This is a genomic window from Caballeronia sp. 11_S32 (assembly GCF_056930355.1).
Map to the genome: position 1 here is coordinate 1,381,407 of NZ_JBXOWH010000003.1, position 24,179 is coordinate 1,405,585.

Below are 24,179 nucleotides of genomic sequence, written 5' to 3' on the forward strand. Positions count from 1 at the left end.
GTGACCGTGCGATGACGCGACGCCGCGGTGAAGGGCCGCGCGCTATTTACCCGCGAGCGTGTTCTCCGCCTGCCGGGAGGACGAGCCGGGATCGGCGGGGCGCACTTCGCTGCGGTCGCGCCCGCGCGACTTCGCCTCGTAGAGCGCGAGGTCGGCGCGGGAGAGGATCCATTCGAGGGCGTCGTCGGGTGCGAGTTCGGTGATGCCGATAGACACCGACAGCGCGGCATCGTCCGGCAAGTGCGCACAGTGCTCGTGATGGAAGCGCTTTCTCAGACGCTCCAGCACGGCTTGCGCATCCGCGAGCGAGGTCTGCGGCAGCAGAATGCCGAACTCCTCGCCGCCGAGCCGGCCGATCGCATCGCTCGGGCGCAGCTGCGCGCGGCACACTTCGACGAAATGCTCCAGCGCGCGGTCGCCCGAGGCGTGGCCGAAGCGGTCGTTGATCTGCTTGAAATGGTCGAGATCCGCGATCGCGACCGACAGCGGCGTGCCGACCGAGCGCGCGAGCTCCACTTCGTGACGTAGCGTGTCGAGGAAATAGCGCCGGGAGAGGGCGCCGGTCAGCGCATCGTGGCGGGCCTCGGCCGACAGCAGCGTATTGGCCGACTGCAACTGCTCGGCGAGATCGCGCGTCGCTCGGTGCAGGCGCCGCTCGCGCGAGTACGAGGTCGCGATCACGATGGCGAGCGTCACGACACCGGCCATCGTCAGGAACACGAGCAGGCGGTCGCGGCTATGGTTGCGGCTGATTTCCGGCCAGCTCGTGAGCGGATGGACGATGTGCGCCGAGAGGCCCGAATTGAGGCCGGTGCGCTCGTCGTAGAGCGAAGGCACGTTGCTGCCGTTCGCGGCGTAGAAGGTCTGGGCGAGCGCGGGCGCGAGCCAGTGCTCGGAGGCGCGCATCTGCTCGCCGATGTGCGACACGCGCAGTTCCGGGAACGACTCCCGCCGGTAATGCTCGATGCGCTCGCGCGGGGTCATGCGCTCGACGGGCGCGTTGGGCATCGCTTCGTATTCGAGCCGGCCGTCGTGCGCCATCACCACGACGCCGTTCTCGTCGGTCACGAAGGTGCCGGCGCGCGACACCCAGTGCCGCAGCCGGTCGATGCTCACCTTCGCGATCACCGCGCCGACGAGAAAGCCGTCCTCGTAGGCGGGCGCCGCGATGAAGATGCCCGGCTCGCCGGACAGACGCCCGACGCCGTACATCTCGACGAAGCCGCCGAGCAGCGCCCGCACGACATACCCGCGCCCGCTCATGTCGTAGCCGATGAAGCTGTCTTCGTCGGCCGCATTGCTCGACGCGATGCAAAAGCCCTTGTCATTGACGAGCCAGATGGAATCGAGGCCGGAGAAGCCCTGGGCGTCGTGCAGGAAGAGGTTGACCTTTGCGAGCGCGGGGCGCGCGCTCCAGTCCTTGCGGCGTTCGAGTTCCGTCGCGGCCGGGTTCAAGGCATAATTCCGCGACTCCGCCAGCGCCCGCTGCGTGAGGTCCATCTGCGCGAGGGTGGCGGGAATGGCGCGCGACATTGCCAGATCGCTCGCGATGATCTGCGCCATGTTGTCGACGATCGAGGCCGCCATCTGACGCTCGGTGCGCACCGTCGCCGTCATCTCCTGTTGTACCATTCGGTCCGACAACAAGCCGGCGGCGATCCAGCACGCGAATGCCAGCGCCGCGATGCCGAGCGTCGCGATCACACGGTGCAGGATGAGCTTGTTCATCGATCTCGGGCGGGCTGAAGAGTCACGCCGCGCGCGGGCAGCGCGCGCCGGGCCGCCGGGCCGGTTTGCACGAAGCGGGCAGGGCGGGCGCGCGGTTTGCAGCGCGTGATGTCCGCTGCTCTATGGCTCACGCCCGAAACGGGGCGACTGGCGTGGCACAGGCGGTCTTCCGGCTCGAATCTGGCGTCTCGCATCGCATCGGCGCTCAATTTATTGTTCGTAATAGCCAAGATTGGACGATGTTTTTGGCCGCCTATCAAGCGCCTTGTTACGGCGGGCGGCGTGCGTCCAACACAACGGACGCGCGCCGCGCTCGAGCGCTCTGCGCCTCGCCACCCGGCTGGCGCGACCGCAGCCGGACTGAAAGGAAGCGAAAGCACGCGGGCGCCGGGGCGCAACAGACGCGGGCGGCCCTTCATTTTGCCCGTGCCGTGCCGAAGAGCAACAGAAACATCGCACGATTCGCGCGCCGGACCGCATGAAGGTTGTGCCTGTCATATCGGTTGGTGTAGTGTCGCTCGGTTCAGCGCGGGGATCTTCCGACGCGGCGACTGCCTGGCGCCGCCGATCGCGCGCTGCGTGTCGTCGTTTTGACGGCTGCATGCGTTGAGCATGAGGCCGTCCCGGGCAGAAGGCTTCTTGCCCGCCGGACGGCTCGCGTGCCGTCTCAAGCAACATCCCGCGCTCGCGCGGTCGGAACAAAGCCTTACGGGGAGGGCCTTGCATGGAATTTGGTTTCAATCTGAATCGCACGGCGAATGCGTCGGCGTGGCGGCTCCTGCCCAACCGCTGGGATTTCGTGGCGTTCCCGATGATCATCTGCATGATCGCGCTCGCCGCCGTGGGCTTTCACGAAACCCTGGCGCCGATCTCGACACTGCAGACGCAGGCGATCTCTCTCGACCCCGCGAACCTTCCCGAATACGCACTGCGCACGACGCTGCGCATGCTCGCCGCGATGGTGGCATCGCTCGTCTTCACGCTGGTCTACGGCACGCTCGCGGCGAAGAGCCGGCGCGCGTCGCTCGTGCTCGTGCCGATTCTCGACATCCTCCAGTCGGTGCCGGTGCTCGGCTACATCTCGTTTACGGTGACCTTCTTCCTCGCGATGTTCCCGGGGCGCGTCATCGGCGCGGAGTGCGCAGCGATCTTCGCGATCTTCACGAGCCAGGCCTGGAACATGACCTTCAGCTTCTACCAGTCGTTGCGCACGGTGCCGCGCGATCTGGACGAAGTCTCGCGCGGTTTTCACCTCACGAACTGGCAGCGCTTCTGGAAGCTGGAAGTGCCGTTCTCGATGCCCGGCCTCATCTGGAACATGATGATGTCGATGTCCGGCGGCTGGTTCTTCGTGGTCGCGTCCGAGGCGATCACGGTCGGCAACCGCACGATCGTGCTGCCTGGCATCGGCGCGTATCTGGCCGCGGCCATCGGCGAGCGCAATCTCTCCGCGATCGGCTGGGTGATTCTCGCGATGATCATCGTGATCCTCGCCTACGACCAGCTGATGTTCCGTCCGCTCGTCGCGTGGGCCGACAAATTCCGCATGGAGTTCACGAGCTCGGGCAACGAGCCGTCTTCGTGGCTGCTTGACCTGATCCGGCGCACGCGCCTGATTCACCGTCTGCTCGTGCCGGCGGGCTGGATCCTCGCGAGGCTGGCGCGCGTGCCGATCCGGCTGCCCTCGCTGCAGGGCGCGCTCGAGAACGTCGGGCTGCCGCTGCGCGCAAAAGCGCCGTCCACGCGCACGGGCGATATCGCGTGGGGCACGGCCGTGCTGCTGATCACGGTGTTCGTCGTGTGGAAGGTCGCGTCGTTCGTTGCGACGGGCGTCACGTGGGGCGAAGTCGGCCACGTGTTCCTGATGGGCTTCGTCACGCTGTTGCGCGTCGTGGTGCTGATCGCGATCGCATCGGTGATCTGGGTGCCTATCGGCGTGCTGATCGGCCTGCGTCCGTCGCTCGCGGAGAAGATGCAGCCGCTCGCGCAGTTCCTCGCGGCGTTTCCGGCGAACCTGCTGTTTCCGGTGTTCGTCGTCGTGATCGTGCGCTGGAACCTGAACCCGGATATCTGGCTGTCGCCGCTTATCGTGCTCGGGACGCAGTGGTATATCCTCTTCAACGTGATCGCGGGGGCGTCCGCCTATCCGAACGATTATCGCGAGGCCGCGACCAACTTCCAGATCCGCGGCTGGCAGTGGTGGAAGAAGGCCATGCTGCCGGGCATCTTTCCTTATTACATCACCGGGGCGATCACCGCTTCGGGCGGCGCGTGGAACGCGAGCATCGTCGCGGAGGCCGTGTCGTGGGGCAACACGAAAGTCGTCGCGCACGGCCTCGGCGCCTACATCGCCCAGACGACCGCCGACGGCGATTACCCGAAAATCATTCTCGGCATTGCCGTGATGTCGCTGTTCGTCACGCTGTTCAACCGACTGTTGTGGCGCCCGCTATACGCCTACGCCGAAGCAAGACTCCGGCTGGATTGAGGACGAGTTCCGATGCAGAACCTGAAAAACACGCAGACGTCCGCGGCGCCGGGCTTCCAGCGCCCGCAAGGCGCGCCGCCGCGCCTCGGCGAGGAAATCCTGCGCGTCTCGAACGTGAGCCGCGGCTTCAACAAGACGCAAGGCGAACTGCTCGTGCTCGACGATGCGAACCTCGCGCTGCGCGAAGGCGAGATCGTCGGCCTGCTCGGGCGTTCGGGCTCGGGCAAATCGACGCTGTTGCGCATCATCGCCGGGCTGATCGAGCCCACGGCCGGTGAAGTCACGTATCTGAACGAGCCGTTGCGCGGACCCGCGAAGGGCGTCGCGATGGTGTTCCAGACCTTCGCGCTGTTTCCGTGGCTCACCGTGCTGCAGAACGTGGAAGCCGGGCTGGAAGCGCAAGGCGTGGGCGCGCGCGAGCGGCGTGAGCGGGCGTTGGCCGCGATCGACCTGATCGGTCTCGACGGCTTCGAGAACGCGTATCCGCGCGAGCTGTCGGGCGGCATGCGCCAGCGCGTCGGTTTCGCGCGGGCGCTGGTCGTCGATCCCACGCTGCTGCTGATGGACGAGCCATTCTCCGCACTCGACGTGCTGACCGCCGAGAATCTGCGCACCGACCTGCTCGATCTGTGGACGCAAGGGCGCATGCCGATCAAGTCGGTGCTGATCGTCACGCACAACATCGAGGAAGCGGTGTTCATGTGCGACCGGATTCTCGTGCTGTCGTCGAATCCGGGCCGCGTGATGGCCGAGATCAAGGTGCCGTTCAAGCATCCGCGCAATCGTCTGGACCCGGCGTTCCGGCGTCTCGTCGACGATATCTACGCGAAGATGACCGCGCGCCAGATGGACGAAACGAAGAAGAAGGGGCTGGAGCTGGGAACCTGGCTGCCGGACGTGTCGACGAACCTGATGGCGGGTCTCATCGAAACGCTCGCGGCCGCGCCGTATCACGGCCGCGCGGACATGCCGGAAATCGCGCGCACGCTGCATCTCGAAGTGGACGACCTGTTTCCGGTCGCGGAAGTGCTGCAGCACCTCGGCTTCGCGGATGTCCGCGAGGGCGATATCTTCCTGACGCCGCAGGCGCGCGTGTTCGCGGAATTCGGCACGCAGGAGCGCAAGATGATGTTCGCCGAGCATCTGCTGCGGCACGTGCCGCTGGCGGCGCGGATCAAGAAGGTGCTCAACGAGCGGCCGGGGCATCGCGCGCCGCGCTTGCGCTTCGAGCAGGAACTGGAGGATTTTCTCTCCGACAAGGCCGCGCAGGAGACGCTCGATGCCGTGATCGACTGGGGACGGTATGGGGAGATTTTCTCGTATAACGATCAGACGGAGATGCTGAGCCTGGAGGATGTGGAGGCTTGAGGCTTCGCGGTTGATTCAGCAAAAAGCGCGGTTTTCCGAAGAGGGGAACCGCGCTTTTTCATTTAGCGTTGGCCGTTTAACTGACTGCCGCCGCAATCCGGCGCGACGTAACTTTCTCGTCTTGAACATCATCGCCGTGTGTGTAAGACTACACACGCGGCATTCGGAGACGAGATGGATTCATCGCGGTTGATACGAATGCTTTTGGACGATGGCTGGGAGCTCGTGCGGATCAGGGGCAGTCATCATCATTTCAAACATCGAAGCGGGAACAGGCGTGTGACGGTCACTCATCCCAGAAAGGACGTGCCGATCGGAACGGTCAGAGCTGTCCTGAAGGGCGCCGGGATGCTGAACCGGCTTTATTCGTCGTAACGGAGCATCGGACATGGAATTTGCCATTGCCATTCATAAAGATCCTGAAAGCGTGTACGGCGTGACCGTGCCGGACGTGCCCGGCGTATTCTCCGCCGGAGAAACGATCGATGACGCGATTCGGAACACAAAAGAAGCGATCTTTTTCCACGTTTCATCGATCATTGAAGACGGGGAGGAAGTCACCGTCCATTCGTCGAAGATCGAAGACCTCATCGCCAACCCCGACTACGAAGGCGCCATCTGGGCCTTCGTCGAAGTCGACCTGTCGAAGCTCGATTCGCGCCCGGAGCGCATCAACATCAGCCTGCCGCGTTTCGTGCTGCACAAGATCGACAGCTATGTGGAAGCGCGCCACGAGACGCGCAGCGGCTTTCTCGCGCGCGTCGCGCTGGAAGCGATCGCGAACGGCTGAAAGCGACAAAACAAAAGCGCGGTGTCCGCAATGGAGACCGCGCTTTCGCACGCACTAGCCAGCGAAGCCCTACTGCAGATTCCCCCATCGCTCGACCGCCGGCTCCGCCGACGCCCACTTCCAGCCCTCCGACTGCTGGCAAGCCGTCGCGATGAACCACTCGGCGGGCGCTTTCGCGTCGTCGCCATCGATCACGGAGAAGGCGAACTCCTTGCACGTCGCGAGCGCGCTGCTGAATTCGCGCAGCACGCGCACTTCGCCATGGCCGTTTTCCACCGGCAATGTGTGCTTGACCTTCCACGGCCGCGTCTCGCCAACCTGGGAGACGCCCGCCGTTACCGCGATCATGACTTGCTGGTCCTGGTGCAGCGATTTGGTCACGCGCTTGACCGCTTCGTCCGTGGCGGCCTGCACCGCGACGCCCACGCCGAAACCGACGGCCGGGTTCGTGGTGAACGCGCCCGTCGCGATGCCCGCCACCGCGCCCGTCGCCGCGCCGATCGAGGCGCAGCCGCTCATCGTCACGCAAGCGGCTGCGCCCGCCACGACAAGACAAAGACGCAAGCCGATGAGTCCGTCGACACGCACGGTCATTGCAGCGAGCCCCAACGCGGCGTCGCCGGCTCGGCCGACGCCCACTTCCACTTGTTGCCGTCACGGCATACCGACGCAACATAGAACGCGCTGTCGGCGGGGCGGTCCTTCGTCGCGTCGCGATCGACGGAGAACACGATCTCCTTGCAGTCGAGCACGCCGCTGCTGATGGTGCGGCTCACCGTCACGCGGCCTTTTCCGTCTTCTTCGATCGGCACCGAGTGCACGATCTTCCACGGCGCGACCGCGCCTACCGCGAGCGGGCCGGCAACCGAGGCGATCTCGTCCTGCGTGTTGGTATGGATGACGCGCTGCGTGTATTGCACGCCCGCGCGCGCCGCGGCCACCGCGCCGAGGCCGATGCCCGTCGCCACCGCCGCATTGCTGGTGACGCTGTTCGCCACCGCCGCGCCCGCGATACCGGCGCCGGCCGTCGCACCTTCGCTATAGAGCGAGTTGCATCCGCTGAGGCTCACGCAAGCAATGGCGCCCGAGATGATCGCGGCGAGCGCGGCGGCGCGCGGGCCGCGCCGATGGACCCTGATCTGCATGTTGCTTTTTCCTTCGTCTACCGTTTCCCGACGCTTGCCATCGGTTTTGGGGAAACTCGAATCTTCTTGAGGTTTCGGCTTGAGGCCGCCGCCCGACAACGCACAGAGACAGCGCGATGCGCGGGCTTCGCGCATTCTGAAGCATGCTTCTAATTACCGGCTCGAGAAAATTGCAAGAAATTGCAAGCGAGCAGAGCACACGGCGATCCAGGTCCCGAATGCGGGCAAAAAAAAGCGAGCGCGCCTATGCGCGCTCGCCATTGGTCATGCAGATGCAAGACCGTTGCTTCGGCTCAGTTTTCGCTGTTCGAAGCCGTATCGCCCGCTTCGGTGTCCTCGTTCTCGTACGCGCCGAGGCGGTTGTACAGGGTCTTCAGGCTCACGCCGAGCGCCTTCGCCGCGCGCCGCTTATCGCCGCCGCAGTGCTTCAGCGTGCCGAGGATGATCTGCTTCTGCGCATCGGCGAGCGGCGTGCCGACCCACACGTTCATCGCGTCGCCTTGCGTGACCGGCTTCTTCACGCGCGACGCCAGATGCGGATGCGCGATCTCGACCGTCTTCTCCGCGAGAATGAACGCGCGATAGACCGTGTTCTTCAACTCGCGCACATTGCCGGGCCACGAGTAAGTGCGCAGCACGTCGAGCGCGCGCTTGCTGAAGACCTTGTTCGTGCCTTCCTGCGCGTTCATCTCGGCGAGGAAGTGCTGCGCGAGCAGTTCGCGGTCGGAATCGCGCTCGCGCAAGGGCGGCGCGCGCAGCGGGAAGACGGCGAGGCGATACATCAGATCCTCGCGCAGGCCGTTTTCCTTCACGGCCGCGACGGGATCGCGGTTGGTCGCCGCGATCACGCGCACGTCCGAACTGATGAGATCGTTGCCGCCGACGCGAAAGAACGTGCCCGTCTCCAGCGCGCGCAGGAGCTTCACCTGCCGCACCGGCGACATCTCGGTGACTTCGTCGAGGAACAGCGTGCCGCCGTTCGCGTGCTCGAAGTAGCCGATGCGCCCCTGCACCGCGCCCGTGAAGCTGCCTTTCTCGTGACCGAAGAGTTCGGCTTCGATGAGGTTGTCGGGAATCGCGCCGCAGTTCACGGCGATGAAGGGCGCGTCCTTGCGCGCGCTGCGGTCGTGAATCGTCCGTGCGACGAGCTCCTTGCCGGTGCCCGACTCGCCGATGATGAGCGCGGTCGCATCGGTGGCGGCGACGCGCTCGATCTGCGCGTACAACTCCTGCATCACGGGCGAAGAGCCGTAGAGCAGTCCATAAGACTTCAAGCCCGGCACTTCCCCCATGCTGCGCCTTTTCTGCGCGGGTGTATCGCCGACCGCGATGGGCGGCGGATCCAGATCGGTTGACGCCATGTGTCCTGATCGTTCCTGAGTTCTGCGAGTGTGATGGCGGGCGCGGCTGGCCGCATGCGCTGGCGCCTCCGGTCGGAGCCGAGTCGGCGCGGTTCGGCGCGCGCGAGCGGCGCAACCGTGGATGACCGCGCGCATCGGCATCGCATTGGCACGTACCGCGCCCGTGCGCGCTGCCCGTCGTGCTCACGCTAGCCGTGAGCCGCTTTTCCTGGTCGTGCGTCGGTCCAGGCACGTGTGCGCCGGAGGCGTTCGTTGTCCCCGGCTGCTTGCAAACGAGCCTATCTCATAAACGCTATTTAACCATTCGCAACGACCTTGCGGCAATGCGCGGACTGAGGTGCCGCGCATTTTGTCGGGGCAGGCGGGCACGTCAGAAGCACTTCCGGAAAGGTTCTCCTTTACCCGCTGAGAAATTACAACGCGACGGCGTAATTGTTACCCGGTCGCGGGCTGATCCGGCTTCGCGCATGGGGTCACTGGATGCTCCATGGGTCATGGCATGAAAGCTGCGTGAGCAAGGTCGTCGTGATTCTTATTCGAAAGAGCGCCGACGAGCACCGCGTCCGAGGCGCACACACGAGGATGGGCGAGAGAGGCAAAGCATCATGGAAGAGTTCTTCAATTTCGACACAGCCGCGCACGAGCGCGCGAGCCCCGCACGACAGACCCGCACGCGGCGCGCTGGCGGCGCGCCCGGCAATCGGCAGGAACTCGCGGCGGGCGAGCCGATCGACATCTATCACTGGGCTGCCGTCGCGCTCGTGACCGCGCTGATGTGCGCGGTGCTAGGCTATGCAGCGGGCACGCCGGCGCTCGCGCGGGCCGCGAACGTGACGAGCCTCGTGTTCGGCGCGATGGGCGGCGCGCTCATGGCAAGCGGCGTCGTGCGCAGCCTGCGCGCCCGCGTTACTGCGGGCGGGCGCCTTTCCGTGCATCGCGTGCCGGTCGCCGAATCGCGCTAGCCTCGCGCCGATCTGCGCCGGCTCCATATAGTTCCACTTGGGCGAGGACTTCATTCCATGAGTCAGACGACTGTCCAGCTTGCGTTGGGCAAGCAAAAGATCATCGAAGACATCAAGGTGCTGCTGAACGACGCCGAGGAATTGCTGCGGCTTTCGGCGACGCTGCCCGGCGAAGGCGTCGACGCGCTGCGCTCGCGTTTGCGCGAACATGTCGATGCGGCGCGCGTCACCCTGGAAGATGCGCAGGCGAGCGCGCAAAGCCGCTATCGCGCGGGCATCGACTGCACCGAGAAATACGTGAAGGACAACCCTTGGCAGTCGCTCGGCATCGCCGCCGGCGTCGGCTTTCTGGTGGGGCTTCTGGTTTCGCGCTGATCCGCCGCGCATTTACGAGGTATCGCGCTGGCGGCGGCATCGGATTTTCTTGACGACGGGAGAGAACACAAATGGCACGGCCTTCGATCGGAATCTTCGGCGCGCTGTTCGCAGTGGGCAGCGTTCTCGCATGGAAATGGGTGCAATCGCAGGATGCCGCCGGGCGGCGCACGGCGCGTGACCTGAACCGCTGGGAAGACGAGGGCGGCAAGGTGCTCACGCCGGCGAGCGGCGGCGCGCCCGGCGTGAACGGCCACGGCGCGGTTGGCGGCACCGCCGATGCGTGGCATTTTCCGCGCAGCTGAATGGCTCGCGGACGGCCGGGCGCAAAGCGACCGTAATTGTTTTAACCGCCGAAATATTAATGGTGCGACCAATGAAACGCACGCTGACTCAGCGTGCGTTTTTATCTTGATAAACGCTTATAATCGTCAAAACTCCGGCCATAAGTTGCCTAAATGGAAAAACTTACGGTGAGTTTGAGCCAAGCGTGCAGAAAATCGGAAATTATTTTATTTTTCGCGCATTTCGCGTCGCGCCAATTATCTGAATTGCGCTGACCGTGAAACGCACCGGCCCGAGCGGCGCCCCATGCCGCATGGAGAAGACCACGCCATCACCCGGCGTGTGACCCTGAAACGCTTTGGAAGAATTCGAGACGCAATGCCACACGTATTGATTGTCGATGACGATCCCAGTACCCGCGAGGCGCTAGCCGCGATCATCGGCGAAGACGGATTGACGACGGCCACCGCCAGCGATTTGCGCGAAGCGCGCATTCAGCTTGTGCGTCAGACGCCGGACGTCGTATTCACCGATCTGAAACTGCCCGACGGCACCGGTGTAGATCTCTTCGAGGATCTCGACCCGCGCTCGGGCGTCGAGTTCGTCGTCATCACCGGTCACGCGACCGTGGAATCCGCCGTCAGCGCGCTCAAGATGGGCGCCGCCGACTATCTCGTCAAACCGATCAACATGCAACGCGTGAAGGCGATTCTTTCGCGCCTGCCGCGCGCCGGCGATCTGAAAGCGGAAATCGGCACCTTGCGCGGCGAGCTGCGCCGCATGGGCCGTTTCGGTCTGATGCTCGGCAACTCGCCCGCGATGCAGACCGTGTATGACCAGATCGGCCGCGTCGCGCCGACGGCCGCGTCCGTCCTGCTGATCGGCGAGTCCGGCACCGGCAAGGAAGTCGCCGCGCAGACGCTTCACGAGCTGAGCCTGCGCCGCAAGCACTCGTTCATCGCGGTGAACTGCGGCGCGATCTCGCCGAACCTGATCGAATCGGAAATGTTCGGCCACGAGCGCGGCTCGTTCACTGGCGCGGATCGTCAGCACAAGGGCTATTTCGAGCGCGCGAACGGCGGCACGCTGTTCCTCGACGAAATCACCGAAATGCCCATCGAGCTTCAGGTGAAGCTGCTGCGCGTGCTGGAGACGGGCATGTTCATGCGCGTCGGCACGACCAAGGAGATCGAGACGGACGTGCGCCTCATCGCCGCGACCAACCGCGATCCCGAGCAGGCCGTGCTCGAAGGCAAGCTGCGCCTCGACCTCTATCACCGGCTGAACGTGTTCCCGATCAACCTGCCGCCGCTGCGCGAGCGCGGCAAGGACGTCGAACTGCTCGGGCAGGCCTTCCTCGACGAACTGAATGCCCGCTACGGCACGAAGAAGGACTTCCCGCCCGCCGTGCGCGAAATGCTGGCCTCGTACAACTGGCCCGGCAATGTGCGCGAGCTGAAGAACTACGTGCAGCGCGCGTACATCATGTCGGCGTCGGATTCGGACAGCACCGCGACCGTGCCGCTGCAGATTTCGTTGTCGAAGCCCTCGGCGGGCACGGCGGTGACGATTCCCTTCGGCACGTCGCTCGCGCAGGCCGACCGTCAGCTCATTCTCGCGACGCTCGACCAGTGCGGCGGCGTGAAGACGCGCGCCGCGGAAATCTTGGGCATCAGCCTCAAAACGCTTTATAACCGGCTCGTCGAGTACGGCGAGGATGCGAACAAGGCGGCTGTCGGCGAGGGTGGCGACGGCAACGAGCCGGACAGCGAAAATCACTGATCTTCGCTTATCTTTAGACGAAAACACCGCCTGCGGCTTTTAAAACCGCAGGCGTTTTTCATTGGCAGGCGCGTTTTCTACGCCGATAATGTGACCGGAGGAAGCGAGCCGGACGCATTCGAGGGGCATGCCCCTTGCTGCCGATCGAATGACATCCGCACGCGCCGCGCGAAGGGCGCCTGAGCCGGATGGGAAAGTACGATCACAAGACCGCAAGGAGCCCGTCATGTCCCTCAGTGTTCCCGATCGCGCCCATGCAAGTACCCGTATCGAAGCACAGACGCCGCAGCCGCCGGACCCGCCGGTGACGCCGCCCGACCAGCCTCCGCCGACGCCGATTCCGCCCGACACGAATCCGGACCCGACGCGCGAGCCGCCGGAACCGCCGTCGCAGCCGATCGGCGATCCGCCACCGGGGCCGGGCGAAACGCCGCACGTGTACTGATGTAGAAGGATGCTGGACTGCCGACGTTGGACAATGCCCAGAATTCGTGCAAGGTTTGAATAAGTTTCCATCCCGAACGTAGGGATTACAACGGATGACGCAATAATGACCGGCGACACGCGTTGTCGCCGGTCGTTTTTTCTGAAGCTGCGCTTGCCAAAGCGCATCGGTCCGACGCCGCCGACGTCACTATCGCGACGGCCTTCTTCTCTGGAGGGCATCATGAGGCATCCCGCACTTCGACGCTCCGCGCGTCACTCTTCCAAGCGCGAAGCGCGCGCCGAAGCCGCCAAGGCAGCCGGCGCGCAAGGCGCGTCCGCGCCCCCGGCGGAGCACGATCCCGCCGGTCAGAACCGCCCCGCGCCTGGCGCTCCGCCGGATGGCGATCACAACCAGGGCGGCGTGCGACGCGAGGGCATCGACTATCAGCGCGATCTGGGCTCCGAGCAGGACGCGTGATTCCGGCCGGCGGCAGCACCCGGCAAAAGAATAAAAAATTTCTACGCGGCGGGCTTTCGCCGCGTGTTTTTGTTCGTCCGTAACATATTCATACAAACTTTTATTTACGAAAATCAACAAAACGGTACGGATTTTGCATACGCTTAAATCGCCAATTCGAGCATGCAACGACAACTGATGAGGTGATGCTGTAATGAGCAGATTGATCGTGGTATCGAATCGCGTCGCGCCGACCCAGGAAGGCAAGCCCAGCGCGGGCGGTCTCGCAATCGGCGTTCTGGATGCGCTCAAGGAGACGGGGGGCGTGTGGTTCGGGTGGAGCGGCGAGATCGTCGGCGAGGCGGGCGCTCCTGTCCTGGAGAAGGGCGGCAAGGTGACCTACGCGACCGTCGGGCTCACGCGCCGCGATTACGACCAGTACTATCGAGGGTTCTCGAACGCCACGCTGTGGCCGACCTTCCACTATCGAAACGACCTTTCGCGCTTCGATCGCGAGGAATACGCGGGCTACATGCGCGTCAACGCGAATCTCGCCGCGAAGCTGAAGACGCTTCTCAAGCCCGACGACATCATCTGGGTGCACGACTATCACATGCTCCCGTTCGCGCACGAGCTGAGAAAGCTCGGCGTCGCGAATCCGATCGGCTTCTTTTTGCACATTCCGTTTCCGGTGCCCGAGATGATGCGCACGGTGCCGCCGCACGAGGAACTGATCGAGGCGATGTGCCAGTACGACGTCGTCGGCTTCCAGACGGACGCCGACAAGCAGTCGTTCATCGATTACGTGGAGCGCACCGGCCGCGGCCATTACAGCGACGACGGCATGCTGCAGGCGTTCGGCCGCATGTTGAAAGTGGGCGCGTATCCGATCGGCATCTATCCCGAAGCGATCGCCAAGGCCGCCGAGCAGTTCTCGAACCGCAAGCAGGTGAAGAGCCTGCGCGACAGCATGCGCGGCCGCAAGCTCATCATGAGTGTCGACCGCCTCGATTATTCGAAGGGTCTCGTCGAGCGCTTCCAGGCGTTCGAGCGGCTGCTGCTCAACGCGCCGGGCTGGCACGGGCGCGTCTCGCTCGTGCAGATCGCGCCGCCTACGCGCTCGGACGTGCAGACCTATCAGCGCATCCGCCAGAATCTGGAGGGCGAGGCTGGGCGCATCAACGGACGCTTCGCGCAGCTCGACTGGACGCCGATCCAGTATCTCAATCGCAAGTACGAGCGCAATCTGCTGATGGCGCTGTTCAGGCTCTCGCAGGTCGGCTATGTGACGCCGTTGCGCGACGGCATGAATCTCGTCGCGAAGGAATACGTGGCGTCGCAGGACCCGGCGGATCCGGGCGCGCTCGTGCTATCGCAGTTCGCGGGCGCGGCGGATCAGTTGCCGGGCGCGCTCGTCGTCAATCCGTTCGATCTGTCGCAGATGTCCGAGGCGCTGGAGCGCGCATTGTCGATGCCGCTCGCCGAACGTCAGGCGCGCCACGCCGACATGATGGCGCCATTGCGCGAGAACAATCTCTCGGTCTGGCGCGATTCGTTCCTGTCGGATTTGCGCAGCGTCGCGACCGCCACGTCGGTCACGGAAAAGACGGTCAAGACGGTGAAGCAGGGCGCGAGCGAAGCGAAGCGTCCGGCGGCGAAGGCCTGAACCCGCGCTAGATGTTGTCTTGCTCTCACGGCCCCGCGTTTCGAAAGAAGCGCGGGGTTTTTCATTTTCACGCCCGAAGCCGCGCCGTTCGCGGAACGGGATTTGCGGACTCGTCATGGACACGATCGAAGGAGGTCATGATGAGTGGAAGCACATTGAATCCGCCTGAAGACGACGGCGTGGAATACGGCAAGGGACACGGCACCGGCGCGCTCGGCCCGAGCGATTCGTCGGACAGCGGCTCGGACGTGCAGGGCGAAAAGCGCTATCCGGGCGACATCGAGGACGAACTCGACGCGCACGCGCTTGGCCAGTCGGACGCCGAACTCAACAGCGACACGGACCGCTTCGGCACGGGCGAAGCGGCATCGGCGGATGGCGACAACAACCTGGAAGCCGATGCCGATATCCTGCCCGACGAAATCGAAGACGAAACGCGCGGCCTTCCCGACGAGGACGCCGACCCTGCCGCCGATCGGCCCTGACCCACGGCAGCCATCCCGCAGTCCGAACGCGGCGCGCTCCCACGGAGCGCGCCGTTTTTTACACGCGCTTCGCATCGCCGGTCTAACATCGTCGGTTGATACTTCTTGCCGCGCTCACGATGGATCAGGACGTCTCCGCCAATCAATCCGCGCCCGTCGCTGCCGGCCGCACGTCGCGTTTCGGCTGGCTCTCGTGGATCGTCGATCCCATCACGCAATGGACGCAGGACCACTGCCTGATGTTCTCCGCGGCGATCGCGTTCTTCGCCGCGTTCTCGCTCGCGCCCACGCTCGTGATCGTGATCGCGGTGGCGAGCGTCTTCTTCGGCGCCGATGCCGTGCAAGGCCGGCTCTTCGATGAAATCAGCGGCGTCGTCGGCGTCGATGCGGCGCATGCGCTGGAGGCGATCGTCGCGAACGCGTGGCATGCGGATATCGCGCGCAGCACCGCGATACTCTCGCTCGCGGGCGTGCTGATCGGCGCGTCGGCGACGTTTTCCTCGCTGCATAGCGCGCTCAACGTAATCTGGCCGACGCCCGCCGTGAGCACGCGCGAGAGCATCGTCACGCTGCTGCGCGTGCGGCTGATGTCCTTCGGGCTCGTGGTCGGCGCGGGCCTGCTGGTCGCCGTGCTGCTCGTGCTCGATGCGCTCGTCGAATTGCTCGGCCACTGGGCGCTCGGCGACGGCAGTCCGTTCGTCGTGCTGTCGGGGCTCACGCGGCGTGCGATATCCCTCGGCGTGCTGATGATCGCATTCACCGTGCTGCTCAAGTTCCTGCCGACGACGCGCATGCTCTGGCGCGATGCCGCGCTCGGCGCAGCCGCAGCCGCGCTGCTCTTCGAAGGCGGCAAGCGCCTTTTCGCGTTCTATCTCGCGCACGCGGGCACCGTGAACATGTTTGGCGCGGCGGGGTCGCTCGCGATCATCCTCATGTGGCTTTATTACTCGGCGGCGGTGTTTCTGCTCGGCGCGGAGCTTGCGGCCACGGCGGCGAGAAAGCGCACGCATCGCGCATCGGGCTGGCGCTGATGCCTATGTTGACGTTGACGCGGACGTTGACGCGCCGGCCATCGGCGAAAAAAAGGCCGTCCGCGAACGGACGGCCTGTCGGCTACGCTCCTGTCACTCAGGCGCCTCGCTTGACCGGGTCGTCGCCGAGTGCTCGAGAGCGTGAAAAACGTTGCGCGCGCCGCATCACGCCTGACGGCGCAGCTCGGCCGGCGGCACCTTCATCAGATGGCGATACTTCGCCACCGTGCGGCGCGCGACGATCACGCCCTGATCCGCGAGCATCTTCGCGAGGCTCACGTCCGATAGCGGATCGCGCGTGTTCTCCTTCGCGATCATTTCCTTCAGCAGCGCGCGCACCGCGGCCGCCGAACACGTGCCGCCGCTTTCCGTGCTGAGCTCGCGCGGGAAGAAGTGCTTGAACTCGAAGATGCCGCGCGGCGTGGACATGTACTTGTTGCCCGTCGCGCGCGAGATGGTCGATTCGTGCAGGCCGAGCTCGTCGGCGACATCGCGCAGCACGAGCGGCTTCAACGCGATTTCGCCGTAGTCGAAGAACGCCTTCTGATGCGAGACGATGCATTCGGCCACGCGCTGAATCGTCGTGAAGCGCTGCTGCGCGTTGCGGATCAGCCAGCGCGCTTCCTGCAACTGCTGCGCGAGCGGCGAACGGCTCGCGCCCGCCGACTGCGCGAAAAGCTCCGCATACATGCGATGGATGCGCGCGCGCGGCAGCACCGCCGGGTTGATCGTCACGACCCATTGCTTCTTGACCTGACGCACGATGACATCGGGGACCACGTAGTTGTCCTCGCTCTGGCCGTAGTTCTCGCCCGGCTTCGGATCGAGGCGGCGCACGAGCGCGCACGCGATGCGCAGTTCATCCGCGCTGCAGCCGATCTTCTTCTGCAACTCGGCCTGCTCGCGCCGCGCGAGACGCTCCAGATGATGTGCGACGATTTCGAGCGCGACCGCGCGCCCCTGCGTGTCGTCGTCGAGCGCTTCGAGCTGCAGCGTCAGGCATTCCGAGAGATTGCGCGCGCCGAGGCCCGGTTTGTCGAGCGATTGCACGAGCTTCAGCGCGATATTGAGCTCGTCTTCATTCAGCGCCGGCTCGATGTCGACTACGTTCGCGAGCTCGCTCAGTTCCTGCCGCAGATAGCCGTCGTCGTCGAGCGCTTCGATAATGAGCTGCGCAACCGCGCGATCGCGTTCGTTCAGCTGATAGAGCCGCAAGGCATCGTGCAGCGTCTCGTGCAGCGACGGCTCGATGCGCACCCAGTCGGCGGGATCGGAGCCTTCGCCGTCGCCGTTGTTGCGCGCGGCGCCGCGGCCGAAGGGATCGGAGGAGAATTCGCTGATCGAATCGTCGCGCGAGGCGGTGTCGGCGCTCGGTTCGGCTTCCATGCCGGTTTCGGACGCGAGCGGGGCCTCGGCGGCGACATCGGCTGTCGTCGACAAGGTCGACTCGCTCATCGAGTTGCCGTTGTCCGCGCCGAGCGCGTTGTCCTCGGTTTGCGACTCGTCGTATTCGAGAAAGGGATTGGTGTCGAGGGCGTTTCGCAGTTCCTGCTGGAACTCCAGCGAAGAGAGTTGCAGAAGACGGACCGACTGCTGAAGGCGCGGCGTGAGCGCGAGCGTTTGCTTCGCGCGGAGTTCGAGTGTAGGCGGCATTGCTTGCTAGTCCTCGATTGTTCTAGACGTGATGGGCAGGTTTGCGACTACTCAAGCAACGGTCGTGCCATCTCTCGGTAAGCTCGCGCCACGACTACGTTTTTCGCGATCGGCTCGTTTCTTTATGAAGCGTTCGCGGGCCTCTTTCACGCAGTTTTTACACGGGCTCAGACAAAAGCGCCGCGCGTTTCACGATTCGCCGAGCGCGCTGCGGCGGGCGTCCGGACGAACGTCGACGATTTGTTCGCAGATCCGGCATGGCCTTGATGGGCGGTGTCCCGGACGCGTTTGCCGGCCTGTTCGGTGGCGCTCACTCACGATCCGGCATGCAAGTTGCGGAGCAAGGGCACGATCCGCGCGCCACGGTCGCGGACGTGATCGAAGAGCCGCCTCGCGCACGATCGGGCGAACGGGGCGCCAGACCAAAATCGAAAATGGGAGCAATGCCATGAAGACGAAGACGACTCAAATCCTGAAGGCAGCCGGCGGTATCGCGTGTGTCGTGTTCGCGCTGAACGTAGGCGCGCAAACCAACTCGGCGTCGTCGACGAAGGGTTCCGACACGTCGATGGGCCAGAAGGTCGACGACAGCGCGATCACGACCAAGGTGAAGGCCGAGCTGCTCGGCGCGAAGAACGTCAAGTCCACGCACATCCACGTGAAGACGCACGGGGGCGTCGTTTCGCTGACGGGCACGGTGCCGTCGGCCGAGGACAAGACCGCCGCGGAGGACGTCGTCTCGAACGTCTCGGGTGTTGCTTCCGTGAAGAATCATCTTAAAATCGCCGCCAAGTAATGGCATAGTTCGTATGCCCGGCTCGCCAAGGCGGGCCGCGGTCGAGTGCCAGCAGCATGGAACCCGCGCGGGGTTCGACGATTCGCCGCGAGCGGCGAGGAATCGGACGAAGCGCGGGTTCGCGCATCAGGGCATCGTGGCTCCGGTTGCATCGGAGGCGGTGTCAGTCGCAGTCGCAACATCGAGCAGCTTCACGCAGTGCGCATCACCTCGCAGCACTTCGAAACCTAAAAAACGAAGTACGACCGTTCAGGACGGTACTCACACAGGAGGCTCACGAGCGCGCAGCAGCCCGGCGTTCAGAGGCCCCGACAAAGGAGCTCTTCATGAAGACGAAAAAGATGGCATTGATCGGCGCGCTGGCGCTGGCATTCTCGACGACGGCGTTCGCGCAGGCAGCATCCGATGCGACCGCGGCGGGCGCGAACGGGCAGGCGAAACCGCAGAAGGGCACGACGCTGCATCAGCAGAACAAGGCGCACAAGCTGAAGGGCGCTTCGGCGGCGGCGGCGGCTTCGGCGCTCGGCACCAACGACAAGGGCGCGCCGCAGTAAGGAGCGCTGCTCACCCTCGTTTCTCGTCCTCGGGACGAACGAACGGCCGCATTGCGCGGCCGTTTGTTTTTGCGCGGCCCTCGCTGCTCAGCGGGCCGCGTCATGCCTCGCGTCAGGACTTCGCGGCGGCGTACTGATCGCGCAGATCGCGGATGCGGTCGTGATTCTCCAGCACGCCCTGATACTGGCGCTCGACCACCGCGCGGATATCGGCGGGCAGTTCCTTGTCCAGCGCTTCACGATAGTTCTTCTTCGCGGCGTCTTCCCCGCGCTCGCATTCGGCGAGAATCGCGTGATCGCTATGGCCGCTCACGGCCGACTTCACGTCCACCCAGCCGCGATGCAGCGCGCCGGCCATCGAGCCGCCGGTCTCCGGCTTGCCGCCCAGGCGTGCAACGATGTCCTGCAGCTCGCGCGCGCCGTCCGCGCACTTCTGCGCGCGGTTCTGAAACAGCAGCTTGAGGCTTGGATCACGCGTGTCCTCGGCGGCCTTGAGAAAACCCTTTTCGCCGTCCTTCGAGGTTTCGACGAGATCATTGAGTACCGATACGACGTTCGTGCTCATGAAACACCTCCTTTTAGTTTCGACGTTGCCACTGCGCAGCCCATGCGGGATGCGGCTCGCCGATTCATTGCGCACGCCGCGTGCCAGCGTGTCCGGACGCCGGGGCACGTCGTTTGCTGCCGTCACGGGATTACAGCGCGCGCCCGAATCGAGACGCGCGCACGAGCACGGCAACAGGAGAGCGTAGTGAAATCTTTCAATCGACTCGCGAATCGCGAGTTTCTGATACTCGTGGCGATCGCCGCATCGGCGCTGAGCCTGCATGTCCGCCAGCAGACCATCGAGACGCACGCGCAGACCGCGCAGGCGCCGCGCGAGGACTATGGCCGCATCTGCGAGCCGCCCGCCGCGAACGCCGGCAAGGCGCGCATGATGCCCGCCGACTGCGGCATTCGGGCCGACGCGCGGCGCGATAGGCCGCATGCGCCGTGGGTCTGAATCGGCTCACCGGGCGAGCCACGCAAAAACGCCCGCGCGAGGCGGGCGTGGTCGCCGATACAGCCTGACGCAGCAGTCACACGCGCGTTTGCGCGAATTCGCCCACCGGATGCGGTGGCTGCAGCGGATCGAAGTCGCTCCAGCGGCCTTGCTTCCAGCGCCCCGACGCGCGCTCGATATCCATGCCGCCCGCTTCGCGCAGCGCCATCGCGGCCTGCTCCTGCGTCTCCGGCGATACATGGACCGCGACGAGCACGCCCGCATGGCGCGAGGGTTCCTCGGCATGCGCGGCCGTCGCGGGCTTCGTCTTCGTGTGCGACATCGCGCCGACGAGCGACCCCACGTACGCGCCGACGCCCGCCGCGATCACCGAAACCAGCAGTGGCGACTTGAAGATCGCGAATATCGCCGCGCCCACGATCGCGCCGATGACCGCGCCGATCGTCACGCCCTTGCTGGCGCCCTTTGGCGCGCCGCTCGCGCCCGCATCCGTGCCGACGTCGCCGCCGACCGGAAAGCGCGCGTGCTGGCCGCTCGGATTGACGAAGAAGAGCGTCACGTCTTCTTCCAGGAAGCCGCGCGCGAAGAGCTTCTGGGATGCCGTTTCGGCGGCGCGAAAGGTCTGAAATCGGCCCGCAATGATCAGGGACATGTTCCCTCCTTGTTGGCTGCGTTACGTGAGTCGGGTCGCATTGCGCGGCAAGCGGTTCAGTCGGGCTCCATGCCGGCCACGCGGAACAATCCGCTTCTCAACACGGCGGGCTGGCCGCCGTTGTCATCGAGCACTTCGGCGCATACCGCGCGGATGCGCGCCGAGCCGCGCGCGAAGGCGTCGAGCAGATCGTCCTCGCGCGGAGACTTCGCGCCAAAGTGATCCTCGAGCGCCTCGGCGGTGATCGAACATACGACCGGCTCGCCGTCGATGAGCGCGGCGAAGTGGACCGCGAGGTCATCGCCGTCATAAACGGGGGCTTCGTCTGCAAATGTGATGTGCATGGTGGAGTCCTCATAGGCGGGACGAGAGGCGCAACGGGGCGCCTCGGCGCATCCGGCGGCATTCGCGATGCTCATGACGCCGCCTTCGCTTTCGCGAGCTGCTGCGCCATCTCGTAGTGATGGCTGATGACCGGCAGCGCCTTCGTCGCTGCTGCCTTCAACGCGGTGTCGTTGCCGCTTTCGCTCTCCTTCCTGAACAGCTCGACGGCCTTCTGATGCCCGCTCACGGCTACCTGTTCAATATAGGCCTTGTCGAACTCCGCGCCCTGAAGATTTTGCAGGCTGCCGATCACGGCCGTATCGGCGGCTGGCGGCGCGGTGATGCCGTGGCGTTTCGCGAGCACATCGAGATTGCGCGCGAGTTTGGTGTGATCGACGATCATTCGCTGTGCGAACTCGCGCACCTGCCGGTCGCTTGCGTGCGTGAGCGCGAGCTTGCTTGCCGCGAGCTCCGTCGCGCCCGCCTGGCCGGCGTCCTGAAGAAACTGCTGATCGATAGGCGAGAGCTTCTGGTTTTGCGCGGCGCCCGCGCTCGCCGCGCCTTGAGTCTGCGCCTGTGCAGGCGGCGCGACCGCGGCAACGGCGGCGAGCGACAACGCGATCACGCGCGTGTACGACTTGAGCGATCTCGACATCGGTTCGTGTCCTGTGCAATGAGCCGTGCAAAGCTGTGCAATGAGCCGTGCGGTGGATCAGGCGCGATCAGGCGGCGCGCGTCTTGCCGAGCGCCTCGATCAATGCCTTGTTGAACGCCGGAAGATCGTCGGGCTTGCGGCTCGTGATGAGATTGCCGTCGATCTTCACTTCCTGGTCGACCCACGTGCCGCCCGCGTTGCGCACGTCGTCCTGAAGGCTCGGCCAGCTCGTCATCGTGCGGCCCGCAACAATGCCCGCCGAGATCGGCAGCCAGCCGCCGTGGCAGATCACCGCGATCGGCTTCTTCGCCTTGTCCGCTTCCTTCACGAAGCTCTGCGCCTTCGCATCGAGCCGGATCGCGTCGCCGTTCACGACGCCGCCCGGCAGCACGAGCGCGTCGTAGTCGGCGGCGTTCGCGGCGTCGAAGGTCACGTCGACGTTCACCTTGTCGCCCTTGTCGACGTGCCTGAAACCCTGAATCTGTCCAGGCTTCTGCGACACGACATGCACTTGCGCGCCGGCTTCCTTTAGCGCGCGCCGAGGCTCGACGAGCTCGGCCTCTTCGAAGCCGTCGACGGCGAGAATCGCGACCTTGCGGCCGTTGAGGGAATTGGGCATGTACACACTCCTTGTTGCTGATTTCGAACGCTCCGCGTGTGCGGAATCCATGCCCGAAGTTTCAGCAAAGGCTGTGCCCAGCGCGGCGGCCGGGCGGGAGCGTGTATCAGGCCGGTTCTGCGCTGCGCTTGCCCGTGAGGCGGAACATGCTGACCACGGCGGCGGCCGCCGCGAACACCGCCGCGACGGCGAGCGCGATCACGGGGCCTTGCATTGGCGCGAACCCAAAGATCAGCGCGACGAGCGCCGCGCCCAGCGTCTGCCCGGTGAGACGCGCGGTGCCGAGCATGCCGCTCGCGCCGCCGCTGCGATGCCGCGGCGCGGACGCGAGCATCTGACGATTGTTGGGCGACTGGAAGAGCCCGAAGCCGAATCCGCACACGGCCATGCGCCACGCGATGTCGAACGCGGACGGATGCGCGCCGACGCTCGCGAGCAGCACGAGTCCGACGGTGAGGATCGCGAGACCGATGCCGCCGAGCAGCCCCGCCGAATAGCGGTCTGCGAGCACGCCCGCCAACGGCGCGACGAACACGATGACGAGCGGCCACGGCGTCATCAGAAAGCCGGTCTCGACCTGGCTCATGCCGAAATTGTTCTGGAGCAGGAAGGGCAGCGAAACGAACGCGAGCATCTGCGCGCAGAACGAACACACCGAGGTGCCGACCGAGAGCGCGAACACCGGAATGCGCAGCAGGTCGACAGGCAAGAGCGGCGCGCTTTGCGTCAGTTGACGCTTGACGAAGAAGTAGCCGATGACCGCCGTCACGATGATCTCGCCCACGAGATACGGCCGATGCTCGCCGTGCCCGAAGCCATCGACCGCGACGATCGCGATGCCGAAGAACAGCGCGTTCATGATCGCGCTGATGTAGTCGTAAGGCTGCCGATGCCCCTGCGTGCGCGGCAGCGACTTCCATCCGATCGCGAGCGCCGCGACGCCGATCGGCACGTTGATCGCGAAGAGCCACGGCCAGGTCGCGACGGAGAGCACGCCCGAGGCGACGGTCGGTCCGATCACCGACGAGATCGCGACGACCGTCGCGTTGATCGACACGCCGCGCCCCAGTTGATCGTGCGGATAGATGATGCGCACGAGCGCGGTGTTCACGCTCATGATGCCCGCCGCGCCGAAGCCCTGAATGACGCGCGCCAGGGTGAGCGCGGCGAGCGATCCCGACAGCGCGCACGCGAACGACGACACCGTGAAGAGCGCGAGTCCCGCCATATACACGCGCCGGTAGCCGATGCGATCGCCGAGCGAGGCGAGCGGCAGCAGCGAAATGGTGATGGCGAGCTGATACGCGTTGACGACCCAGATGGAATCGGCGGGAGAAGCATTCAGATTGCGCGCGATGGTCGGCAGCGCGACATTGGCGATGGCGCCGTCGAGCACCGCGAGCGTGATGCCGAGCGCGACGACGGCAATGGCCCAGTATCGCTGGGGCAGCGGCAGACCTTGTTCGGAGTCCATCGATGGGCGGGAAGTGGCGGGCGGCGCATTGTATGACGCGCCGTTTTCAAATGGCTTGTAGGCGAGGCGCGGCCGAATCGGCGCCGCGCCTGGCGCCCGC

The 24,179-nt window shown here is 65.1% G+C and carries 27 protein-coding genes; 16 read left to right on the forward strand and 11 right to left on the reverse strand.

The features are described 5' to 3' along the window. Positions 1 to 42: 42 nt before the first annotated feature. A complete protein-coding gene (locus AC1Z32_RS18015; RefSeq protein ID WP_483479898.1) occupies positions 43 to 1,728 on the reverse strand; it encodes a diguanylate cyclase in 1,686 nt (561 codons plus the stop codon). A gap of 724 nt (positions 1,729 to 2,452) precedes the next feature. On the opposite strand from AC1Z32_RS18015, the gene AC1Z32_RS18020 reads away from it, so the two are divergent. The 4 genes from AC1Z32_RS18020 to AC1Z32_RS18035 all read left to right on the forward strand — a co-directional run bounded on the left by AC1Z32_RS18020 (position 2,453) and on the right by AC1Z32_RS18035 (position 6,374). Continuing rightward, positions 2,453 to 4,216: an ABC transporter permease gene (locus AC1Z32_RS18020; RefSeq protein ID WP_483479899.1), complete on the forward strand. Its 1,764-nt coding sequence runs from the start codon at positions 2,453 to 2,455 to the stop codon at positions 4,214 to 4,216. Between the two features lie 12 nt (positions 4,217 to 4,228). Next, positions 4,229 to 5,584 (forward strand): ABC transporter ATP-binding protein, encoded by a 1,356-nt coding sequence (locus AC1Z32_RS18025; protein WP_483479900.1) that lies wholly within the window; start codon positions 4,229 to 4,231, stop codon positions 5,582 to 5,584. 174 nt (positions 5,585 to 5,758) lie between these two features. Further along, a complete protein-coding gene (locus AC1Z32_RS18030; protein WP_062602663.1) occupies positions 5,759 to 5,959 on the forward strand; it encodes a type II toxin-antitoxin system HicA family toxin in 201 nt (66 codons plus the stop codon). Between the two features lie 13 nt (positions 5,960 to 5,972). Then, positions 5,973 to 6,374: a type II toxin-antitoxin system HicB family antitoxin gene (locus tag AC1Z32_RS18035; protein WP_062602665.1), complete on the forward strand. Its 402-nt coding sequence runs from the start codon at positions 5,973 to 5,975 to the stop codon at positions 6,372 to 6,374. Between the two features lie 69 nt (positions 6,375 to 6,443). Here AC1Z32_RS18035 and AC1Z32_RS18040 read toward each other — a convergent pair whose 3' ends face one another. The 3 genes from AC1Z32_RS18040 to AC1Z32_RS18050 all read right to left on the reverse strand — a co-directional run bounded on the left by AC1Z32_RS18040 (position 6,444) and on the right by AC1Z32_RS18050 (position 8,880). Beyond that, positions 6,444 to 6,968, reverse strand: a complete 525-nt coding sequence (locus AC1Z32_RS18040; RefSeq protein ID WP_483479901.1) for a hypothetical protein — start codon at positions 6,966 to 6,968, stop codon at positions 6,444 to 6,446. Beyond that, positions 6,965 to 7,519, reverse strand: coding sequence for a hypothetical protein (locus AC1Z32_RS18045; RefSeq protein ID WP_483479902.1), 555 nt, complete (start codon positions 7,517 to 7,519; stop codon positions 6,965 to 6,967). Before AC1Z32_RS18045 ends, AC1Z32_RS18040 begins: the two co-directional genes overlap by 4 nt. 293 nt (positions 7,520 to 7,812) lie before the next feature. Beyond that, positions 7,813 to 8,880 (reverse strand): sigma-54 interaction domain-containing protein, encoded by a 1,068-nt coding sequence (locus AC1Z32_RS18050; RefSeq protein ID WP_483479903.1) that lies wholly within the window; start codon positions 8,878 to 8,880, stop codon positions 7,813 to 7,815. 605 nt (positions 8,881 to 9,485) lie between these two features. On the opposite strand from AC1Z32_RS18050, the gene AC1Z32_RS18055 reads away from it, so the two are divergent. The 9 genes from AC1Z32_RS18055 to AC1Z32_RS18095 all read left to right on the forward strand — a co-directional run bounded on the left by AC1Z32_RS18055 (position 9,486) and on the right by AC1Z32_RS18095 (position 16,349). Further along, complete coding sequence (locus tag AC1Z32_RS18055; RefSeq protein ID WP_483479904.1) at positions 9,486 to 9,842, forward strand: hypothetical protein; 357 nt, start codon at positions 9,486 to 9,488, stop codon at positions 9,840 to 9,842. A 57-nt stretch (positions 9,843 to 9,899) separates the two neighbouring features. Further along, complete coding sequence (locus AC1Z32_RS18060) at positions 9,900 to 10,217, forward strand: ElaB/YgaM/YqjD family protein (RefSeq protein ID WP_483479905.1); 318 nt, start codon at positions 9,900 to 9,902, stop codon at positions 10,215 to 10,217. A 71-nt stretch (positions 10,218 to 10,288) separates the two neighbouring features. Further along, a complete protein-coding gene (locus tag AC1Z32_RS18065) occupies positions 10,289 to 10,522 on the forward strand; it encodes a hypothetical protein (RefSeq protein ID WP_483479906.1) in 234 nt (77 codons plus the stop codon). A 358-nt stretch (positions 10,523 to 10,880) separates the two neighbouring features. Continuing rightward, the gene (locus AC1Z32_RS18070) at positions 10,881 to 12,284 is read left to right on the forward strand and encodes a sigma-54-dependent transcriptional regulator (RefSeq protein WP_483479907.1); all 1,404 of its coding nucleotides are present in this window, start codon (positions 10,881 to 10,883) and stop codon (positions 12,282 to 12,284) included. 226 nt (positions 12,285 to 12,510) lie between these two features. After that, complete coding sequence (locus AC1Z32_RS18075) at positions 12,511 to 12,729, forward strand: hypothetical protein (protein ID WP_483479908.1); 219 nt, start codon at positions 12,511 to 12,513, stop codon at positions 12,727 to 12,729. Positions 12,730 to 12,951: 222 nt separating this feature from the next. Further along, positions 12,952 to 13,188, forward strand: coding sequence for a hypothetical protein (locus tag AC1Z32_RS18080; RefSeq protein ID WP_483479909.1), 237 nt, complete (start codon positions 12,952 to 12,954; stop codon positions 13,186 to 13,188). A gap of 193 nt (positions 13,189 to 13,381) precedes the next feature. Continuing rightward, on the forward strand, positions 13,382 to 14,833 hold the full coding sequence (gene otsA, locus AC1Z32_RS18085; RefSeq protein ID WP_483479910.1) for an alpha,alpha-trehalose-phosphate synthase (UDP-forming): 1,452 nt from the start codon (positions 13,382 to 13,384) through the stop codon (positions 14,831 to 14,833). 137 nt (positions 14,834 to 14,970) lie between these two features. After that, positions 14,971 to 15,318, forward strand: a complete 348-nt coding sequence (locus AC1Z32_RS18090; protein WP_483479911.1) for a chemotaxis protein — start codon at positions 14,971 to 14,973, stop codon at positions 15,316 to 15,318. 119 nt (positions 15,319 to 15,437) lie between these two features. Further along, positions 15,438 to 16,349 (forward strand): YihY/virulence factor BrkB family protein, encoded by a 912-nt coding sequence (locus tag AC1Z32_RS18095; RefSeq protein WP_483479912.1) that lies wholly within the window; start codon positions 15,438 to 15,440, stop codon positions 16,347 to 16,349. A gap of 165 nt (positions 16,350 to 16,514) precedes the next feature. Here the strand turns inward: AC1Z32_RS18095 and AC1Z32_RS18100 are convergent, their stop codons facing one another. Beyond that, complete coding sequence (locus AC1Z32_RS18100) at positions 16,515 to 18,002, reverse strand: RNA polymerase factor sigma-54 (protein WP_483479913.1); 1,488 nt, start codon at positions 18,000 to 18,002, stop codon at positions 16,515 to 16,517. 448 nt (positions 18,003 to 18,450) lie between these two features. Between AC1Z32_RS18100 and AC1Z32_RS18105 the strand changes: the two genes are divergently transcribed. Together AC1Z32_RS18105 and AC1Z32_RS18110 are read left to right on the forward strand one after the other, a co-directional pair. After that, positions 18,451 to 18,798, forward strand: a complete 348-nt coding sequence (locus AC1Z32_RS18105; protein WP_483479914.1) for a BON domain-containing protein — start codon at positions 18,451 to 18,453, stop codon at positions 18,796 to 18,798. A gap of 326 nt (positions 18,799 to 19,124) precedes the next feature. Continuing rightward, entirely contained in the window at positions 19,125 to 19,352 is a 228-nt protein-coding gene (locus AC1Z32_RS18110) for a hypothetical protein (protein ID WP_483479915.1), read from the forward strand. A gap of 112 nt (positions 19,353 to 19,464) precedes the next feature. On the opposite strand, the gene AC1Z32_RS18115 is transcribed toward AC1Z32_RS18110, so the two are convergent. Continuing rightward, positions 19,465 to 19,917: a PA2169 family four-helix-bundle protein gene (locus AC1Z32_RS18115; protein ID WP_483479916.1), complete on the reverse strand. Its 453-nt coding sequence runs from the start codon at positions 19,915 to 19,917 to the stop codon at positions 19,465 to 19,467. A gap of 186 nt (positions 19,918 to 20,103) precedes the next feature. Between AC1Z32_RS18115 and AC1Z32_RS18120 the strand changes: the two genes are divergently transcribed. Next, positions 20,104 to 20,355: a hypothetical protein gene (locus AC1Z32_RS18120; protein WP_483479917.1), complete on the forward strand. Its 252-nt coding sequence runs from the start codon at positions 20,104 to 20,106 to the stop codon at positions 20,353 to 20,355. A 76-nt stretch (positions 20,356 to 20,431) separates the two neighbouring features. Here the strand turns inward: AC1Z32_RS18120 and AC1Z32_RS18125 are convergent, their stop codons facing one another. The 5 genes from AC1Z32_RS18125 to AC1Z32_RS18145 form a co-directional block, all read right to left on the reverse strand. Next, positions 20,432 to 21,007: a glycine zipper domain-containing protein gene (locus AC1Z32_RS18125; protein ID WP_483479918.1), complete on the reverse strand. Its 576-nt coding sequence runs from the start codon at positions 21,005 to 21,007 to the stop codon at positions 20,432 to 20,434. 56 nt (positions 21,008 to 21,063) lie between these two features. Then, the gene (locus tag AC1Z32_RS18130; protein ID WP_483479919.1) at positions 21,064 to 21,351 is read right to left on the reverse strand and encodes a DUF1488 family protein; all 288 of its coding nucleotides are present in this window, start codon (positions 21,349 to 21,351) and stop codon (positions 21,064 to 21,066) included. A 71-nt stretch (positions 21,352 to 21,422) separates the two neighbouring features. Continuing rightward, the gene (locus tag AC1Z32_RS18135) at positions 21,423 to 21,986 is read right to left on the reverse strand and encodes a DUF4142 domain-containing protein (RefSeq protein ID WP_483479920.1); all 564 of its coding nucleotides are present in this window, start codon (positions 21,984 to 21,986) and stop codon (positions 21,423 to 21,425) included. Between the two features lie 67 nt (positions 21,987 to 22,053). Continuing rightward, the gene (locus AC1Z32_RS18140; RefSeq protein WP_483479921.1) at positions 22,054 to 22,605 is read right to left on the reverse strand and encodes a type 1 glutamine amidotransferase domain-containing protein; all 552 of its coding nucleotides are present in this window, start codon (positions 22,603 to 22,605) and stop codon (positions 22,054 to 22,056) included. Positions 22,606 to 22,711: 106 nt separating this feature from the next. After that, positions 22,712 to 24,079: an MFS transporter gene (locus AC1Z32_RS18145; protein ID WP_483479922.1), complete on the reverse strand. Its 1,368-nt coding sequence runs from the start codon at positions 24,077 to 24,079 to the stop codon at positions 22,712 to 22,714. Positions 24,080 to 24,179 lie beyond the last annotated feature (100 nt).

Excerpts from the sequence above, each read along its gene's own strand:
- AC1Z32_RS18015 (WP_483479898.1), bottom strand. The coding sequence starts at position 1,728 with ATGAACAAGCTCATCCTGCACCGTGTGATCGCGACGCTCGGCATCGCG.
- AC1Z32_RS18020 (WP_483479899.1), top strand. The coding sequence starts at position 2,453 with ATGGAATTTGGTTTCAATCTGAATCGCACGGCGAATGCGTCGGCGTGG.
- AC1Z32_RS18025 (WP_483479900.1), top strand. The coding sequence starts at position 4,229 with ATGCAGAACCTGAAAAACACGCAGACGTCCGCGGCGCCGGGCTTCCAG.
- AC1Z32_RS18030 (WP_062602663.1), top strand. The coding sequence starts at position 5,759 with ATGGATTCATCGCGGTTGATACGAATGCTTTTGGACGATGGCTGGGAG.
- AC1Z32_RS18035 (WP_062602665.1), top strand. The coding sequence starts at position 5,973 with ATGGAATTTGCCATTGCCATTCATAAAGATCCTGAAAGCGTGTACGGC.
- AC1Z32_RS18040 (WP_483479901.1), bottom strand. The coding sequence starts at position 6,968 with ATGACCGTGCGTGTCGACGGACTCATCGGCTTGCGTCTTTGTCTTGTC.
- AC1Z32_RS18045 (WP_483479902.1), bottom strand. The coding sequence starts at position 7,519 with ATGCAGATCAGGGTCCATCGGCGCGGCCCGCGCGCCGCCGCGCTCGCC.
- AC1Z32_RS18050 (WP_483479903.1), bottom strand. The coding sequence starts at position 8,880 with ATGGCGTCAACCGATCTGGATCCGCCGCCCATCGCGGTCGGCGATACA.
- AC1Z32_RS18055 (WP_483479904.1), top strand. The coding sequence starts at position 9,486 with ATGGAAGAGTTCTTCAATTTCGACACAGCCGCGCACGAGCGCGCGAGC.
- AC1Z32_RS18060 (WP_483479905.1), top strand. The coding sequence starts at position 9,900 with ATGAGTCAGACGACTGTCCAGCTTGCGTTGGGCAAGCAAAAGATCATC.
- AC1Z32_RS18065 (WP_483479906.1), top strand. The coding sequence starts at position 10,289 with ATGGCACGGCCTTCGATCGGAATCTTCGGCGCGCTGTTCGCAGTGGGC.
- AC1Z32_RS18070 (WP_483479907.1), top strand. The coding sequence starts at position 10,881 with ATGCCACACGTATTGATTGTCGATGACGATCCCAGTACCCGCGAGGCG.
- AC1Z32_RS18075 (WP_483479908.1), top strand. The coding sequence starts at position 12,511 with ATGTCCCTCAGTGTTCCCGATCGCGCCCATGCAAGTACCCGTATCGAA.
- AC1Z32_RS18080 (WP_483479909.1), top strand. The coding sequence starts at position 12,952 with ATGAGGCATCCCGCACTTCGACGCTCCGCGCGTCACTCTTCCAAGCGC.
- otsA (WP_483479910.1), top strand. The coding sequence starts at position 13,382 with ATGAGCAGATTGATCGTGGTATCGAATCGCGTCGCGCCGACCCAGGAA.
- AC1Z32_RS18090 (WP_483479911.1), top strand. The coding sequence starts at position 14,971 with ATGATGAGTGGAAGCACATTGAATCCGCCTGAAGACGACGGCGTGGAA.
- AC1Z32_RS18095 (WP_483479912.1), top strand. The coding sequence starts at position 15,438 with ATGGATCAGGACGTCTCCGCCAATCAATCCGCGCCCGTCGCTGCCGGC.
- AC1Z32_RS18100 (WP_483479913.1), bottom strand. The coding sequence starts at position 18,002 with ATGCCGCCTACACTCGAACTCCGCGCGAAGCAAACGCTCGCGCTCACG.
- AC1Z32_RS18105 (WP_483479914.1), top strand. The coding sequence starts at position 18,451 with ATGAAGACGAAGACGACTCAAATCCTGAAGGCAGCCGGCGGTATCGCG.
- AC1Z32_RS18110 (WP_483479915.1), top strand. The coding sequence starts at position 19,125 with ATGAAGACGAAAAAGATGGCATTGATCGGCGCGCTGGCGCTGGCATTC.
- AC1Z32_RS18115 (WP_483479916.1), bottom strand. The coding sequence starts at position 19,917 with ATGAGCACGAACGTCGTATCGGTACTCAATGATCTCGTCGAAACCTCG.
- AC1Z32_RS18125 (WP_483479918.1), bottom strand. The coding sequence starts at position 21,007 with ATGTCCCTGATCATTGCGGGCCGATTTCAGACCTTTCGCGCCGCCGAA.
- AC1Z32_RS18130 (WP_483479919.1), bottom strand. The coding sequence starts at position 21,351 with ATGCACATCACATTTGCAGACGAAGCCCCCGTTTATGACGGCGATGAC.
- AC1Z32_RS18135 (WP_483479920.1), bottom strand. The coding sequence starts at position 21,986 with ATGTCGAGATCGCTCAAGTCGTACACGCGCGTGATCGCGTTGTCGCTC.
- AC1Z32_RS18140 (WP_483479921.1), bottom strand. The coding sequence starts at position 22,605 with ATGCCCAATTCCCTCAACGGCCGCAAGGTCGCGATTCTCGCCGTCGAC.
- AC1Z32_RS18145 (WP_483479922.1), bottom strand. The coding sequence starts at position 24,079 with ATGGACTCCGAACAAGGTCTGCCGCTGCCCCAGCGATACTGGGCCATT.